At 71.8% G+C, this 15,366-nt stretch carries 15 protein-coding genes; 2 read left to right on the plus strand and 13 right to left on the minus strand.

Annotation, left to right across the window (positions count from 1 at the left end; all coding sequences use genetic code 11):
• Positions 1-12 precede the first annotated feature (12 nt).
• Positions 13-1,590: an MDR family MFS transporter gene (locus IF73_RS0111720; protein WP_031006405.1), complete on the minus strand. Its 1,578-nt coding sequence runs from the start codon at positions 1,588-1,590 to the stop codon at positions 13-15.
• 105 nt (positions 1,591-1,695) lie between these two features.
• On the opposite strand from IF73_RS0111720, the gene IF73_RS0111725 reads away from it, so the two are divergent.
• Positions 1,696-2,253, plus strand: coding sequence for a TetR/AcrR family transcriptional regulator (locus tag IF73_RS0111725; RefSeq protein WP_031006407.1), 558 nt, complete (start codon positions 1,696-1,698; stop codon positions 2,251-2,253).
• A 12-nt stretch (positions 2,254-2,265) separates the two neighbouring features.
• Here the strand turns inward: IF73_RS0111725 and IF73_RS0111730 are convergent, their stop codons facing one another.
• Both IF73_RS0111730 and IF73_RS0111735 read right to left on the minus strand, forming a co-directional pair.
• Complete coding sequence (locus IF73_RS0111730) at positions 2,266-2,991, minus strand: M23 family metallopeptidase (protein WP_031006408.1); 726 nt, start codon at positions 2,989-2,991, stop codon at positions 2,266-2,268.
• 770 nt (positions 2,992-3,761) lie between these two features.
• Positions 3,762-6,281 (minus strand): ATP-dependent Clp protease ATP-binding subunit, encoded by a 2,520-nt coding sequence (locus tag IF73_RS0111735; RefSeq protein WP_031006410.1) that lies wholly within the window; start codon positions 6,279-6,281, stop codon positions 3,762-3,764.
• 473 nt (positions 6,282-6,754) lie between these two features.
• Here IF73_RS0111735 and IF73_RS0111740 point away from each other — a divergent pair, with 473 nt between their 5' ends.
• Positions 6,755-7,351, plus strand: a complete 597-nt coding sequence (locus IF73_RS0111740) for an SCO3374 family protein (protein ID WP_031006412.1) — start codon at positions 6,755-6,757, stop codon at positions 7,349-7,351.
• On the opposite strand, the gene IF73_RS0111745 is transcribed toward IF73_RS0111740, so the two are convergent.
• The 10 genes from IF73_RS0111745 to IF73_RS0111790 all read right to left on the minus strand — a co-directional run bounded on the left by IF73_RS0111745 (position 7,330) and on the right by IF73_RS0111790 (position 15,365).
• On the minus strand, positions 7,330-7,665 hold the full coding sequence (locus IF73_RS0111745; RefSeq protein ID WP_031006415.1) for a histone-like nucleoid-structuring protein Lsr2: 336 nt from the start codon (positions 7,663-7,665) through the stop codon (positions 7,330-7,332). The genes IF73_RS0111740 and IF73_RS0111745 overlap by 22 nt on opposite strands.
• Positions 7,666-7,855: 190 nt before the next feature.
• Entirely contained in the window at positions 7,856-8,365 is a 510-nt protein-coding gene (locus IF73_RS0111750) for an amino-acid N-acetyltransferase (protein ID WP_031006417.1), read from the minus strand.
• Between the two features lie 15 nt (positions 8,366-8,380).
• Positions 8,381-8,791, minus strand: coding sequence for a BlaI/MecI/CopY family transcriptional regulator (locus IF73_RS0111755; RefSeq protein ID WP_031006419.1), 411 nt, complete (start codon positions 8,789-8,791; stop codon positions 8,381-8,383).
• A 119-nt stretch (positions 8,792-8,910) separates the two neighbouring features.
• A complete protein-coding gene (locus IF73_RS41420; RefSeq protein WP_031006421.1) occupies positions 8,911-9,087 on the minus strand; it encodes a hypothetical protein in 177 nt (58 codons plus the stop codon).
• A 14-nt stretch (positions 9,088-9,101) separates the two neighbouring features.
• Positions 9,102-9,674 carry a hypothetical protein gene (locus tag IF73_RS0111765; RefSeq protein WP_031006423.1) on the minus strand — a complete coding sequence of 191 codons (573 nt, stop codon included), beginning with the start codon at positions 9,672-9,674 and terminating at the stop codon, positions 9,102-9,104.
• Between the two features lie 157 nt (positions 9,675-9,831).
• Positions 9,832-10,638, minus strand: a complete 807-nt coding sequence (locus IF73_RS0111770) for a type III pantothenate kinase (RefSeq protein WP_031006425.1) — start codon at positions 10,636-10,638, stop codon at positions 9,832-9,834.
• The gene (nadC, locus tag IF73_RS0111775) at positions 10,638-11,651 is read right to left on the minus strand and encodes a carboxylating nicotinate-nucleotide diphosphorylase (protein WP_031006428.1); all 1,014 of its coding nucleotides are present in this window, start codon (positions 11,649-11,651) and stop codon (positions 10,638-10,640) included. The genes IF73_RS0111770 and nadC overlap by 1 nt, the downstream gene beginning before the upstream one ends.
• Positions 11,648-13,339 (minus strand): L-aspartate oxidase, encoded by a 1,692-nt coding sequence (locus IF73_RS0111780; RefSeq protein ID WP_031006430.1) that lies wholly within the window; start codon positions 13,337-13,339, stop codon positions 11,648-11,650. Before IF73_RS0111780 ends, nadC begins: the two co-directional genes overlap by 4 nt.
• On the minus strand, positions 13,336-14,409 hold the full coding sequence (panC, locus tag IF73_RS0111785; protein WP_051716687.1) for a pantoate--beta-alanine ligase: 1,074 nt from the start codon (positions 14,407-14,409) through the stop codon (positions 13,336-13,338). Before panC ends, IF73_RS0111780 begins: the two co-directional genes overlap by 4 nt.
• Complete coding sequence (locus tag IF73_RS0111790) at positions 14,406-15,365, minus strand: Rossmann-like and DUF2520 domain-containing protein (protein ID WP_037878948.1); 960 nt, start codon at positions 15,363-15,365, stop codon at positions 14,406-14,408. The genes panC and IF73_RS0111790 overlap by 4 nt, the downstream gene beginning before the upstream one ends.
• Position 15,366: the final 1 nt, after the last annotated feature.

Consider the following 15,366-nt stretch of genomic DNA (forward strand, 5'->3'; position numbering starts at 1 on the left):
GCGCACTGCCTTCTAGACGGTCTCGGCGACCTTCGCCGAGCCGTCCCCGGCCGGCTGCTCCGCGGGCGCGGGGCCGGCGCCGCGCAGCGCCACCTCCTTGACGAAGAAGGCGAGGACGAAGCCGATCACCGCGACCGCCGAGCCGACGAGGAAGGCGGAGTGGGTGCCGACGGCGACCGCGTGCTGGTACGCCTCGCGCAGCGCCTCCGGCAGCTTGGCCAGGCTCGCGGCGTCCAGCTGGGCGGTGCGCTCGGTGACGGCGGAGCCGCCGCCGGCGGCCATCTCGTCCTGGACCCGGCTGGTGAAGAGCGCGCCCATGATGGCGACGCCGAAGGAGGAGCCGAGGGTCCGGAAGAGGGTGGTGGAGCTGGAGGCCACGCCCATGTCCTTCATCTCGACGCTGTTCTGGGCGACGAGCATGGTGATCTGCATCAGGAAGCCCATGCCCGCGCCGAGCAGCGCCATGTAGACCCCGGAGACCAGACGGGTCGTGCCGGTATCCATCGTGGAGAGCAGGAACAGGCCCACGATCATCAGGGCGCCGCCCGCGAGCGGGAAGATCTTGTACTTGCCGGTGCTGGTGGTGACGCGGCCGACGACCAGCGAGACGACCATCATCGACAGCAGCATCGGCAGGAGCAGCAGGCCGGAGTTGGTGGCCGAGGCGCCCTGCACGGACTGCTGGAAGATCGGCAGGTAGAGGACCGCGCCGAACATGACGAAGCCGGTGATGAAGCCGATCAGCGACATCAGCGTGAAGTTGCGGCTGCGGAAGATGTGCAGCGGCATGATCGGGTCGCTCGCTCGGGTCTCCACGTACAGGAAGGCGGCGAGGGCGGCCACGCCTGCGACGGCGAGGCCGACGATGGTGGCAGAGCCCCAGGCGTACTCGGTGCCGCCCCAGGTGGTGACGAGGACGATCGCGGTGATGCCGACGGTCAGCAGCGCGGCGCCGAGGAAGTCGATCCGGGTGCCCTTCGCCCGCTGCTTCTTCGGCAGGTGGAGGACGGCGGTGACCATGGCGAGGGCGACGGCGCCGAGCGGCAGGTTGATGTAGAAGGACCAGCGCCAGCCCCAGTGGTCGGTGATGGTGCCGCCGACCAGCGGGCCGCCGATCATGGCGAGGGCCATCACGCCGGCCATCATGCCCTGGTACTTGCCCCGCTCCCGGGGCGGGATCAGGTCGCCGATGATCGCCATCACGCCGACCATCAGGCCGCCCGCGCCGAGGCCCTGCACCGTGCGGAAGGCGATGAGCTGGCCCATGTCCTGGGCCATGCCGCTGAGCGCCGAGCCGATCAGGAAGATCACGATCGAGGTGAGGAAGACGCCCTTGCGGCCGTACATGTCGCCGAGCTTGCCCCAGATGGGGGTGGAGGCGGCGGTGGCGAGGGTGTAGGCGGTGACGACCCAGGAGAGGTGCTCCAGGCCGCCGAGCTCGCCGACGATGGTCGGCATCGCGGTGCCGATGATCATGTTGTCCAGCATCGCGAGGAGCATCGCGATCATGAGGGCGAGGAGGACCACGCGCACGCTGCGCTGCGCTTCCGGCTGCTCCTGCGCCTGTTTCGATGCCGCCGTGTCCGTCATGACCGTCCCCTTACTTGCCGCCCGGCTAGTTACTACACTGGGGACGGTAGGCGTGTCACTTGCCGGTCGTCAAGTAAGTTTTGTGGAAAGTGGGAGTGAACAGCCATGGCCCGAGGCAATACCCGCCAGCGCATCCAGGACGTGGCTCTCGAGCTCTTCGCCGAGCAGGGCTACGAGAAGACCTCGCTGCGGGAGATCGCGGAACGCCTCGACGTCACCAAGGCCGCGCTGTACTACCACTTCAAGACCAAGGAAGACATCATCATCGGGATCTTCCAGGACCTCACGCGCCCGATGGACGAGCTGCTCACCTGGGCCGCCGAGCAGCCGCGCACCCTGGAGACCAAGCGGGAGATCCTGCGCCGCTACCAGCTCTGCCTGCTCGCCGCGGCCCCGCTGTTCCGCTTCATGCACGAGAACCAGGCGACCGTGCGCGAGCTCAGCATCGGCCTCACCTTCAAGGAGCGGCTGCTCGCGCTCTACGAGTACATCCAGGAGCCCGAGGCCCCGATGAAGGACCGGGTCCGCGCCATGAGCTCGATCTTCACCCTGCACGCGGGCACGTTCTTCATGCAGAACGCGGACGAGGACGACCCCGAGGAGAAGCAGGAAGCCGTCCTCGAGGTCGCCCTCGATCTGATCGAGCAGGCCCACCGGGCCTGATCCGCGTCAGCGTCAGATGGTCACGCCGTGGTTCCGCAGGAAGGCGGCCGGGTTGACGGCGGAGCCGTAGTTCGGGGTCGTACGGATCTCGAAGTGCAGGTGCGGGCCGGAGGAGTTTCCGGTGTTGCCCGAGAGGGCGATCTTCTGGCCGGCGGCGACCTTCTGGCCGACGTGGACCTGGATCTTCGACAGGTGGGCGTACTGCGAGTACGTGCCGTTGGCGTGTCGCACCACGATGGCGTTGCCGTACGCGGGGCCGTCGCCGCCGCCGTTCGGGCCGGCCTTCACGACGGTGCCCGAGCCCGCGGCCTTGACCGGGGTGCCGACCGGGACGGCGAAGTCCTGGCCGGAGTGCTTGTGGGACCACATGGCGCCGCCCTGGTTGTAGCTGGCGGTGAGGGTGTACGCGGTGACCGGCTTGACCCAGCCCTTGGCCTTCTTCGCGGCGGCCGGCTTGGCGGCGGCCTTCGCGGCCGCGGCCTTCACCTTGGCGGCCTGAGCGGCCTTGGCGGCCTTGGCGGCCTTCGCCTGGGCGGCGACCTTCGCCTGGGCGGCGACCTTGGCCTGGGTGACGGCCTGCGCCTCGACGGCGGCGGCCGCGGTACCGGCGACCGGGGCGGCCTTGCTCTCGGCGGCGAAGGCGGACCCGGCTCCGGCCACCAGCGACGCTCCCAGACCCGCGGTGGCGAGGGCGACGGCGGTGACTCGGACGGCGGGGTTCATGACGCGCTTCGACATACGGGGGAAGACCTCCGGACAGAACGGGACCCGACGCGATCGGTGCGTTGCGCCGGGCTGGCTGTTCCTTGGTAACCCGGCACCCAGGTCATCCCAAAACACCCCATCTACGACACCGGGTCGTAGCGATCTCCACAGGAATACGGCCCTTGACACCCCGGGAGACCGCCCGCGAAATCGGACATACCGTCCCAAGCTTCCGGGTTTAGCCGCATGTCGCCGGTGCGGGGAAAGGCCCGAAAGACGGCGCGGCGCCCGATTCGACCCACTCGGGACCGAGGTCCCGTTGGTTGACGCCTGAACGTCCCGATTCGCCCCTTATCAGGGCTACGATCCCGTCTAGTACCCCCTGAAACCCCTGTGCGCCTTGTCACCGCGCCGGCCCTGCCATTGGGACCTGGGTCACGCAACCGGAGCCGCCGGAAGCCCGTCGGAAGGGCGCCCGGAGACCATCCTGCGGACTCCTCTCGGACCCTGAGGCCGTCCCGACCCCGCCCCGCCCGGAGTCCGTCCCGAAGCCCGCCCGGAGACCGTCCCTCGGACTCGTCGAACTCCCCTGAGGCCCCCCAGGCCGCGCCCGAGCCCCGCCCGCCCCGCCCCGAGAGCCCGCCCCGAACCCGCCAGGGAGGCCGCCCCGGCCCCTGAGCCGTCCGGAGGCCGTCCCGAGGCCGTCCGGAGCACCCTCAGACAGCATCACGAAAAGGGGCGGCCCCGGAACCGTCTGGTTCCGGGGCCGCCCCTGAGGTGGCGCTACACGCTCCGCGCGTGCGTCACGCGTCCTTGGACAGGTTCGGGCCCGAGTCGCCCGCCGCGACCGGCGGAGCGTCCGGCAGGGCCGACTTCTCCTCGCCGCGGAAGGTGAACGCGCGCTCCTCGCCCTCGCCCTCCGTGTCCACGACCACGATGTGGCCGGGGCGGAGGTCGCCGAAGAGGATCTTCTCGGACAGGGTGTCCTCGATCTCGCGCTGGATCGTCCGGCGGAGCGGGCGGGCACCCAGGACCGGGTCGTAGCCCTTCTTCGCCAGGAGCTCCTTGGCGGACTGGGAGAGCTCGATGCCCATGTCCCGGTCCTTGAGGCGCTCGTCCACGCGGCCGATCATCAGGTCGACGATCTGGAGGATGTCGTCCTGGGTCAGCTGCGGGAAGACGATGACGTCGTCCACACGGTTGAGGAACTCGGGGCGGAAGTGCTGCTTCAACTCCTCGCTGACCTTCGCCTTCATCCGCTCGTAGTTGGACTTCGTGTCGCCCTGGGCCGCGAAGCCCAGGTTGAAGCCCTTCGAGATGTCCCTGGTCCCGAGGTTGGTCGTCATGATGATGACCGTGTTCTTGAAGTCCACGACCCGGCCCTGGGAGTCGGTCAGGCGACCGTCCTCCAGGATCTGGAGCAGGGAATTGAAGATATCGGGGTGGGCCTTCTCGACCTCGTCGAAGAGGACGACGGAGAACGGCTTGCGGCGCACCTTCTCGGTGAGCTGGCCGCCCTCTTCGTAGCCGACGTATCCGGGCGGCGAACCGAAGAGACGGGAAACCGTGTGCTTCTCGCTGAACTCCGACATGTCGAGGGAGATCATCGCGTCCTCGTCGCCGAAGAGGAATTCGGCGAGCGCCTTGGAAAGCTCGGTCTTACCGACACCGGACGGACCGGCGAAGATGAACGAGCCACCGGGACGCTTCGGGTCCTTCAGACCGGCCCGCGTGCGCCGGATGGCGCGCGAGAGGCCGATGACGGCGTCCTTCTGGCCGATGACGCGCTTGTGGAGCTCGTCCTCCATGCGGAGCAGGCGCGAGGACTCCTCCTCGGTCAGCTTGAAGACCGGGATGCCGGTGGCGGTCGCGAGGACCTCGGCGATCAGATCGCCGTCGACCTCGGCGACGACGTCCATGTCGCCGGCCTTCCACTCCTTCTCCCGCTTGGCCTTCGCGGCGAGGAGCTGCTTCTCCTTGTCGCGCAGGGACGCGGCCTTCTCGAAGTCCTGCGAGTCGATCGCGGACTCCTTGTCGCGGCGGACGCCGGCGATCTTCTCGTCGAACTCGCGGAGGTCCGGCGGCGCGGTCATCCGGCGGATGCGCATCCGGGAGCCGGCCTCGTCGATCAGGTCGATCGCCTTGTCCGGGAGGAAGCGGTCCGAGATGTACCGGTCGGCCAGGGTCGCGGCCTGGACGAGGGCCTCGTCGGTGATGGAGACGCGGTGGTGCGCCTCGTACCGGTCGCGCAGACCCTTGAGGATCTCGATGGTGTGCGGCAGCGACGGCTCGGCGACCTGGATGGGCTGGAAGCGGCGCTCCAGCGCGGCGTCCTTCTCCAGGTACTTGCGGTACTCGTCGAGCGTGGTGGCACCGATGGTCTGGAGCTCACCGCGGGCCAGCATCGGCTTGAGGATGCTGGCGGCGTCGATCGCGCCCTCGGCGGCGCCCGCACCCACGAGGGTGTGGAGCTCGTCGATGAACAGGATGATGTCGCCGCGGGTGCGGATCTCCTTGAGGACCTTCTTCAGGCGCTCCTCGAAGTCACCGCGGTAGCGGGAGCCGGCGACCAGCGCGCCGAGGTCCAGGGTGTAGAGGTGCTTGTCCTTGAGGGTCTCGGGCACCTCGCCCTTGACGATGGCCTGCGCCAGGCCCTCGACGACGGCGGTCTTGCCGACGCCGGGCTCGCCGATGAGGACCGGGTTGTTCTTGGTGCGGCGGGACAGCACCTGCATGACCCGCTCGATCTCCTTCTCGCGCCCGATGACCGGGTCGAGCTTGGACTCGCGCGCCGCCTGGGTGAGGTTGCGGCCGAACTGGTCGAGGACCAGGGACGTCGAGGGGGTGCCCTCGGCAGGACCGCCGGCGGTGGCGGCTTCCTTGCCCTGGTAGCCGGAGAGCAGCTGGATGACCTGCTGCCGCACCCGGTTGAGGTCGGCGCCCAGCTTCACGAGGACCTGGGCGGCGACGCCCTCGCCCTCGCGGATCAGGCCGAGCAGGATGTGCTCGGTGCCGATGTAGTTGTGGCCGAGCTGGAGGGCCTCGCGGAGCGACAGCTCCAGGACCTTCTTGGCACGAGGGGTGAAGGGGATGTGCCCGGACGGGGCCTGCTGGCCCTGGCCGATGATCTCCTCCACCTGCTGGCGGACCGCCTCGAGCGAAATCCCGAGGCTCTCCAGGGCCTTAGCGGCGACACCCTCACCCTCGTGGATAAGGCCCAGAAGGATGTGCTCGGTGCCGATGTAGTTGTGGTTGAGCATCCGGGCTTCTTCCTGAGCCAGGACGACAACCCGCCGCGCGCGGTCGGTGAACCTCTCGAACATCGTTAATCGCTCCTCAGAGCGGTCAGTCAGTTAGGGGTCGATCCCCTCCCTGTCCTTCCGCAGCTTAGTCCCGCAAGCGGGGACCGCTCATTCCAACTGCCGACATCCGTCCGGATCACCCCCTTGTCGCTGGGGTGTCCCGCTGCCGAACAGCCGACAAATGCTCCAACTCGATGGTGCGAGACGATGTTCCCGCAGGCCAAGCAGTTACCCCCGCCTTGAGTACGCCGATGGCGAACGTGAGACGGCCCGGCCGTACGGGTCACCCCTCTCCACTAGGAATGTCTTACCCGTAGGGTCCGACACTCCATGCGGCGCACCCGGGGTCCCTCCGCTACCAGCGAACACGGTCGCGTCGCCGAATGCACTCGTACGCCCCATTACCGGACACCTCGGGTCCCCGGACCGGAACGTTACGTCACCGGTGACGCCCGGGGCCGTAACCAACCCGGCTCCCCGGGAGTTCCCCGGGCATGGCCCTCACCGTCCCGCTTCCCCGCTCGCCGATCGACGGCGGACGGGCGCTCGCGCTCTGGTACGAGCGGGAGCTCGGCTGGGCGACGGTGCCGGGCCCGCCGGTGCAGCTGGTGACGGGGCTCCGCTTCGACGTGCTGGAGCTGCCCGCGGCGGCCGGCCGGGAGGTGCTGCGCCGGGTGGGCGCGGCGACCGGGCCGGTGGCGCTGATGGGGCGCCGGATGCGGTTCCTGGTGGCCGCGGGGGCCTCGGAGGACCTTCCCGGCCTGCTGGAATGGCTGGAGTGGGGCGGGATCTCACTGGATCTCGTGGCGCTGGGCGCCGACGGCCGGATGACCGCTCCCCTGCCTCCGGGGCGGGGTGGCTCCGGCGCGCCGGGCGCCGCCGTGTGGCTGCGGGCCCCCGAGCCGGGGCGCGAGGTGGAGTCCTCGCTTCCGGCGGTGAGGTCCGGGCCGTGGGGCCGTGCGGAGGCCCCGTGCCTGACGCGCCTGGTCGCCGCGGCCGCGGTGGAGTGCCATCGGCTGCGGCTGCTGAGCGCCCGGGCCGACGGACCGGCGGCTCAGCGGGGGACGCCTCAGCGGTTCGCGTCCTCGTAGGCCGCCTTGACGTGGGCGGGGACGCGGCCGCGGTCGTTGACCTCCATGCCGTTCTCCTTGGCCCACGCGCGGATCTTCGCCGTGTCCTGGCTGCCGGAGGCGGCGACGCGGCCCTTGCCGCGGCCCGTGGTGGTGCGGCCGCCGGTGCGACGCCCGTTCGTGGTGTACGGCTCGAGCAGGCCACGGAGCTTTTCCGCGTTGGCGGTGGTGAGGTCGATCTCGTAGGTCTTGCCGTCCAGCGCGAACGTCACGGTCTCGTCCGCCTCGACGCCGTCGAGGTCGTCGACAAGAAGGACCTGAACCTTCTGTGCCACCGGATTTCCTTTCATCGAAAATGCAGTACGCGGAAAGGAAACCGCTTTTCCCGGAAAAACACAAACCCCTGGCAGAGGTTCAGAACCCCGGCAACGCGGGAAACGTGCGCGATTCGGACATAGGGATCCGTCTTGGGTTCCGTCGCGGGTTCCGCCGGGGGTTCCGTTCAGGCTTCCGCCGGGCTTCCGGTCACAGGTGCAGAAGCATCCGGCTGTTGCCCAAGGTGTTCGGCTTCACTCGTTCGAGACCGAGGAACTCGGCGACGCCCTCGTCATAGGAACGGAGGAGCTCGGCGTAGACATCTCCGTCGACCGGGGTCTCGCCGATCTCGACGAAGCCGTGCTTCGCGAAGAAGTCCACTTCGAAGGTGAGACAGAAAACCCTGCGCACACCGAGCCAGCGCGCGGTCTGCAACAACTTGGTGAGCAGCTGATGACCGATGCCGGCGCCCTTGAACTCGGGATCGACGGCGAGCGTGCGGACTTCCGCGAGGTCTTCCCACATGACGTGCAGGGCGCCGACTCCGACGACCTCGGCGTCCTCGTCGCGTTCCGCTACCCAGAACTCCTGGATGGCCTCGTAAAACGTCACCGTGGCCTTGTCGAGGAGGATGCCGCGGCGCGCGTACGGATCGACCAGGCGTCGCACGGCGGCGACGTCGGAGGTGCGGGCACGGCGTACGGTGACGGCTTTCGACATGGGGGGACGGTACCGCTAGGAGGCCGCCGGTTCCCCGCCGCCCTCCTCGGGCGCGGGAAGGGGGTTGTCGCGCTGGACGATGCGGATGGCGTCGTTCAGGGACTCGCGCTGTTCCGGGGACATCATCCCGAAGAAGGCGACCAGGGCGGCCGCGGGGTTGTCGCTCTGCGCCCAGGCTTCGTTCATGAGCGCGGCCGAGTAGGCGGCGCGGGTGGAGACCGCCGTATATCGATAGGCGCGGCCTTCGACTTCCCTGCGCACCCAGCCCTTCTGATGAAGATTGTCCATGACGGTCATGACGGTGGTGTAGGCGATGGAGCGTTCCTGCTGGAGGTCTTCCAGGACTTCCCGGACGGTCACCGGGCGGTTCCATTGCCAGACGCGCGTCATGACGGCGTCTTCGAGTTCTCCCAGGGGACGGGGCACGGACTCAGCCTAGTGGGAGAAACCGTGAATAACGCCCATTGATGGTCGAAGTGCTGCCAGAAGGCGACAAAAGGGGCGCCGACCGCAGACGGTCGTGCGCCCCTCGGGTTCCGCGGGTCCTACGCGTCGGTGCCGTCCGCCTGGCGGGCGGACTCCGCGCGGGCGAGGGCGGCGTCGACCGCGGCGTCCTCCTTGGCCTTGTTCGGGCCGCCCTGGGTCTTGACGATCACGACGATCAGGGCGATGAAGAACGCGGCCATCACGACGGGGGGCAGAAGCGCGGATACGTAGTCCATGGCGTCCAGACTAGCTAGCCCGCGACCCGTTCCTCGGGCGGGGGCGGGGGCACGGGGCGGCGGCGCGGCGGGAACACCTCGGAGGGCTTGGGCACCGGACGCTCGGTCGGGGTCGGGGTCGGCGGCTTGGGCCGGGGCTCCTCGGCGGCGCGCCCGCCGGGCAGGGCCAGCAGCCGGGCCCGGGAGACGGACGGGGTGCTCGCGGTGGCCTGGGAGACGCGGGCGAGGCGGGCCCGTACCGAGCGCTCGGCGAGGGCCTGGCAGCGGGCCAGCAGCCGGGCGGCGGCCGGGTTGCCGCGCAGGGCCCGCAGGGCGGCGAGGTCGTCGGCCGCGGGGTCGTACCCGTCGGCCAGGGCGTCCTCCAGGAGGTCCAGGTAGCCGGTGAGCGAGCCGGGGAGGGCCTCGCGGTAGCGGGCGAGGTCGTCGAGGAGGAAGGCGCGCAGCCGCCCGGCCTCGCGCACGGCCTCGTCCACGGAAGCGGCCAGGCGGAGGGCGTCGCGGACGTCCTCGTCCGGGAGGGGGGCGGGGTGGAGGGCGTTGGCGAGGGCGCGTCGGAGCACACGCAGCTCGTCCGCGCTGAACGCCATGCCGCCGCGGGATCCGTATGGCGTGGGCATGGGGCGACGATACGCGCTAATCGGACAAATTTCCCTTAGCGATCATCCGGCGCGTCGGTTCCGGACCCCTGCCACCTGCGGATTCCCGCCCCACGCGCGCGTGGGGCGGTCACGACCACCCGAGCGGTCACATGCGGGAGACGTTCCGCTCGTAGACCAGGCGCAGGCCGATCAGCGTCAGCCAGGGCTCGTGCTCGTCGATCTCCCGGGAGTCCGGGAGGACCACCGGCGCCAGCCCGCCCGTGGCGATCACCGTGACGTCCGAGGGGTCGCCGTCCGGACCGACCAGCTCGCGCCGCATCCGCGCGACCACCCCGTCGACCTGGCCCACGTAGCCGAAGACGATGCCGGACTGCATCGCCTCCACCGTGTTCTTCCCGATCACGCTGCGCGGCCGGACCAGCTCGACCTTGCGGAGCATCGCGCCCTTCACGCCGAGCGCCTCGACCGAGATCTCGATGCCCGGGGCGATCGCGCCGCCCGCGTACTCGCCGCGCGCGGTGACCGCCTCGTACGTCGTCGCCGTGCCGAAGTCCACCACGATCGCCGGCCCGCCGTAGAGCTCCGCCGCCGCGACCGCGTTGACCACCCGGTCCGAGCCGACCTCCTTCGGGTTGTCCGTGAGGATCGGCACGCCCGTCTTCACGCCCGGCCCCACGAGGACCGCCGGCACGTCCCCGTAGTAGCGGCGGGTCACCTCGCGCAGCTCGTGCAGGACCGAGGGGACCGTCGCGGCGATCGCGATGCCCTCGATGCCGTCGCTCAGCTCGGCGCCGAGCAGCGGGTGCATGCCCATCAGGCCCTGGAGCAGGACCGCCATCTCGTCGGCGGTCCTGCTGGGATCGGTGGAGATCCGCCAGTGCTCGACGATCTCCTCGCCGTCGAAGAGCCCGAGGACCGTGTGCGTGTTGCCGACGTTGATGGTGAGCAGCATCAGCCGCGCACCTCGCGCAGGTCGAGACCGATGTCGAGGATCGGGGAGGAGTGCGTGAGGCCGCCGACCGCCAGGTAGTCCACGCCGGTCGCCGCGTACGCCGCCGCGTTCTCCAGGGTCAGCCGGCCGGAGGACTCCAGGACCGCGCGGCCGGCGACCAGGGTCACGGCCTCCTCGGTCTCGTCCGGGGTGAAGTTGTCCAGCAGGATCAGGTCGGCGCCCGCGTCGATCACCTCGCGGACCTGGTGCATGGTGTCGACCTCGACCTCGATCGGCAGCTCGGGGAACGCCTCCCGGACGGCCTTGAACGCCTCGGCGACCCCGCCGGCCGCCACCACGTGGTTGTCCTTCACCAGGGCGGCGTCCGAGAGCGACATCCGGTGGTTGACGCCACCGCCGCAGCGGACCGCGTACTTCTCCAGGGCGCGCAGCCCCGGCGTCGTCTTGCGGGTGTCGCGGACCTTGGCCTTGGTGCCCGCCAGGGCGTCCGCCCACGCGCGCGTGGCGGTGGCGATGCCGGAGAGGCGGCACAGGATGTTCAGCGCGCTGCGCTCGCCGGTGAGCAGGTCGCGGGTGCGGGCGGTGACGCTGAGCAGCAGGTCGCCGGGCTCGACGCGCTCGCCGTCCTCGCGGTGCCGCTCGACCTCGAACTCCTCGGTGCAGACGATCGACAGGACCGCCTCCGCCACCCGCAGACCGGCGACCACGCCGGACTCGCGGGCCACGAAGTCCGCGGTCGCCACCGCGTCCTCGGGGACGGTCGCCACCGTCGTCACGTCCACGCCGCCGTCGAGGTCCTCGGCGATCGCCAGGTGGGCGATGTCCTCGACCTGTACGGGGTCGAGGCCGGCGTCGGCGAGCAGCTGGGCGAGCGCGGGGTCGAGCCCGCACTCGTACTCCTCGGCGTCTCCGCAGCCGCAGCCGTCGCCGCAGCCGCCGGACTCCTCGTAGGAGCTGATCTGGATGAGAGGGACGTCCACGGGCTCGGGACGGGCTTCCTCGGGCGTGCTCACGGCTGCGGCTCCCTGGGGGCTTCGGGGGTTACGGGCGGAAAGTCCGCGGTCTCGGTGGTGCGCACCACCGGCCGGCGGTCGGGCGTGAGGCGGACGACCAGGTGGCGGCGCCACCGCTCGTCGTCCCGGTCCGGGCGGTCCTCACGCCAGTGGCAGCCGCGGGTCTCCTCGCGCGCCAGGGCGGCCGCGGTCAGGACCCGGGCCACGCAGAGCAGGTTGGTGGTCTCCCAGGCGTCGACGCCCGGCTCGGCCGCCTTGCGCTCCTCCTCGGCGTCCTGCCGGAGTGCTTCGAGGGCGTCGGCGGCGGCCGTCAGGGAGGCCGCCGAGCGCAGCACGCCCGCGTCCCGGGTCATCACCCGCTGGATCTCCCGGCGGACCTCGGGCGCGAGCAGCGTCAGCACCGTGCCCCGGGGCTCGGTGTGCGACACGCCCTCGCGGTGCGGGCCGTGCTCGGCGATGTCCGCGGCGATCCGCTCCGCGAAGACCAGGCCCTCCAGAAGCGAGTTCGAGGCGAGCCGGTTGGCGCCGTGCACGCCCGTGCAGGCGACCTCGCCGCACGCGTACAGGCCGGGGACGGTGGTGCGGCCGCGCAGGTCGGTGCGGACGCCGCCGGAGGCGTAGTGGGCGGCCGGGGCGACCGGGATCGGGTCGGTGACCGGGTCGATGCCGTGCGCCCGGCAGGCGGCCAGGATCGTCGGGAAGCGGTGCTCCCACATGTCGGCGCCGAAGTGCCGGGCGTCCAGGTACATGTGCTCGGCGCCCTGCTGCTGCATGCGGCGGGTGATCGCCTTGGCGACGATGTCCCGGGGCGCCAGCTCGGCCAGCTCGTGCTGTCCGAGCATGAAGCGGACGCCGTCCGCGTCCACCAGGTGGGCGCCCTCGCCGCGTACCGCCTCGGAGACCAGCGGCTGCTGGCCCTCGGCGCCCGCGCCGAGGAAGAGCACGGTCGGGTGGAACTGGACGAACTCCAGGTCGGAGACCTCGGCGCCGGCGCGCAGCGCGAGGGCGACGCCGTCGCCGGTGGAGACGGACGGGTTGGTGGTGGCGGAGAAGACCTGCCCCATGCCGCCGGTGGCGAGGACCACGGCGGGGGCGCGGACGGCGCCGACGCCGTCGTGCTGGCCCTCGCCCATGACGTGCAGGGTGACGCCGGCCGTGCGGCCCTCGTCGTCCTTGAGGAGGTCGAGGACGAGCGCGTGCTCGATGGTGCGGACGCCCTGCTCCCGGATGGCCTCGACCAGCGCGCGGGAGATCTCGGCGCCGGTGGCGTCGCCGCCCGCGTGCGCGATCCGGCGGCGGTGGTGGCCGCCCTCGCGGGTGAGCGCGATCTCGCCGTCGTCGGTGCGGTCGAAGTCGGCGCCGGTGGCCATCAGACGGCGGACGGCGTCCGGGCCCTCGGTGACGAGGGCCCGGACGGCCGGCTCGTCGCAGAGCCCGGCGCCGGCGACGAGGGTGTCGTCCAGGTGCTGACCGGGGGTGTCGCCCTCGCCGAGCGCGGCGGCGATGCCGCCCTGGGCCCAGCGGGTGGATCCGTCGTCCAGGTTGGCCTTGGTGACGACGACCGTACGGAGCCCGGCGGCGGTGCAGCGCAGGGCGGCCGTCAGACCGGCGACGCCGGAGCCGACCACGACCACGTCGGCGTCGATGGCCCAGCCCGGTTCGGGGGCGTGCAGCCGTATTCCGGTCACGAGGCGGCTCCCTGGGTGGGTCCGAAGGTCAGCGGGATGTTGTCGATGAGGCGGGTGGTGCCCACGCGCGCGGCGAGCGCGAGGATGGCCTCGCCCCGGTGGGTGTCCTCGACCTCGGTGAAGTCGGCCGGGTCGATCAGGGCCAGGTAGTCGAGGACCAGCGGCGGCTGCGCCTTCGCGGCCTCGTCGAGCACCGCCCGCGCCGCCGCCCGTACGGCCTCGGCTCCGGCGCCCTCGGCGGCCTGCGCGACGGCGTGGGTGTCGGCGGCGGCCCGGGCCTCGCCGAGCCGGGACAGCGCCTCGGCGCGGGTCTCGGCCCGCCCCTGGGCGCCGGGCAGGGCGAGGGCACGCGCGTGCAGCGCCTCCTGCGCGGCGAGCCGCTCGCGGGCGGCGAACAGGGCGCGGGACAGGGCCAGGGCGGTCTGCCGCTCGGAGGCCGACAGGTAGCGGTTGCGGCTCGACAGGGCGAGCCCGTCGGTCTCGCGGACCGTCGGGACGCCGACGATCTCGACCGGGAAGTTCAGGTCCGTCGTCATACGGCGGATGACGGCCAGCTGCTGGGCGTCCTTCTGGCCGAAGAAGGCCAGGTCGGGCCGGGTGAGGTGGAGCAGCTTGGCGACGACGGTGAGGACGCCGTCGAAGTGGCCGGGGCGGGAGGCGCCCTCCAGGCGGTCTCCCATGGGTCCGGCGGTGATCCGGACCTGCGGCTGCCCGCCGGGGTAGACCTCGTCGACGGAGGGGGCGAAGACGGCGCTCGCGCCGGCCGCGAAGGCCAGCTCCAGGTCGGCGTCGAGGGTGCGCGGGTAGCGGTCGAGGTCCTCGCCCGCCCCGAACTGGAGCGGGTTGACGAAGACGGTGACGACGACGAAGCCGTTCCTGCCGACCCGTTCGCGGGCGGCCCGGATCAGGGTGGCGTGGCCCTCGTGGAGGGCGCCCATGGTCATCACGACGGCGTTGTGCCCCGGCTTGCCGCCGAAGTGGGCGCGCACGTCCTCCAGGTCCTCGACGGTGGAGACCAGCTCCGCCGGCGCGTGCCGCGCGGGGCTCTTCGGGGTGGACGGGCGGCTCATCGGTCGTCTCCTCGCGGCCCGTCGGCGGGGCCGGTCGTGTCGGCGGCGGGGTCGGCGGCGAGGACGCCCAGCAGGTCCTGGGCCAGCTCCGGCTTGAGCAGACCGTGCGCGAGCGCCCGGTCGGCGGTGGTGCGGGCCATCGCCAGATAGCCGGCGACGGTGCCGGGCGCGTGCTTGCGGAGCTCGGCCACGTGGGCGGCGACGGTGCCGGCGTCGCCGCGGGCGACGGGGCCGGTCAGGGCCGCGTCGCCGGACCGCAGCGCGTTGTCGAGCGCGGCGCCCAGGAGGGGGCCGAGCATCCGGTCGGGGGCGGCGACGCCGGCCGTGCGGAGCAGCTCCATCGACTGGGCCACCAGGGTGACCAGGTGGTTCGCGCCGAGGGCGAGGGCCGCGTGGTAGAGCGGCCGGGCCTCCTCGGCGATCCACTCGGGCTCCCCGCCCATCTCGATGACCAGCGCCTCCGCGGCGAGCCGCAGCTCCTCGGGGGCGGTCACCCCGAAGGAGCAGCCGGCCAGCCGCTGGACGTCGACGGCGGTGCCCGTGAAGGTCATGGCCGGGTGCAGGGCCAGCGGGAGGGCGCCCGCGCGGCGGGCCGGGTCCAGGACCCGGGCGCCGTACCGGCCCGAGGTGTGGACGATCAGCTGGCCGGGCCGGATCGCCCCGGTCCCGGCGAGGCCCTCGACGAGGCCCGGGAGGGCGTCGTCCGGGACGGTGAGCAGGACGAGGTCGGCGAGGGCGAGCACGCGCGCGGGCTCCACCACCGGCACGTCCGGCAGCAGCTCGGCGGCGCGGCGCCGGGAGGCGTCGGAGACCGCGGAGACGGCGACGGGGCGGTGCCCGGCGAGCCGGAGGGAGGCGGCGAGGGCGGGGCCGACGCGGCCGGCGCCGACGACTCCGACGGTGAGCCGGGCGGGCCGGTCCTCGGCCCTGGGCTCTGGCGCTGCTGGTGCGTTCACG

It is taken from the genome of Streptomyces sp. NRRL F-5727, assembly GCF_000719555.1.
Classification (GTDB): domain Bacteria; phylum Actinomycetota; class Actinomycetes; order Streptomycetales; family Streptomycetaceae; genus Streptomyces.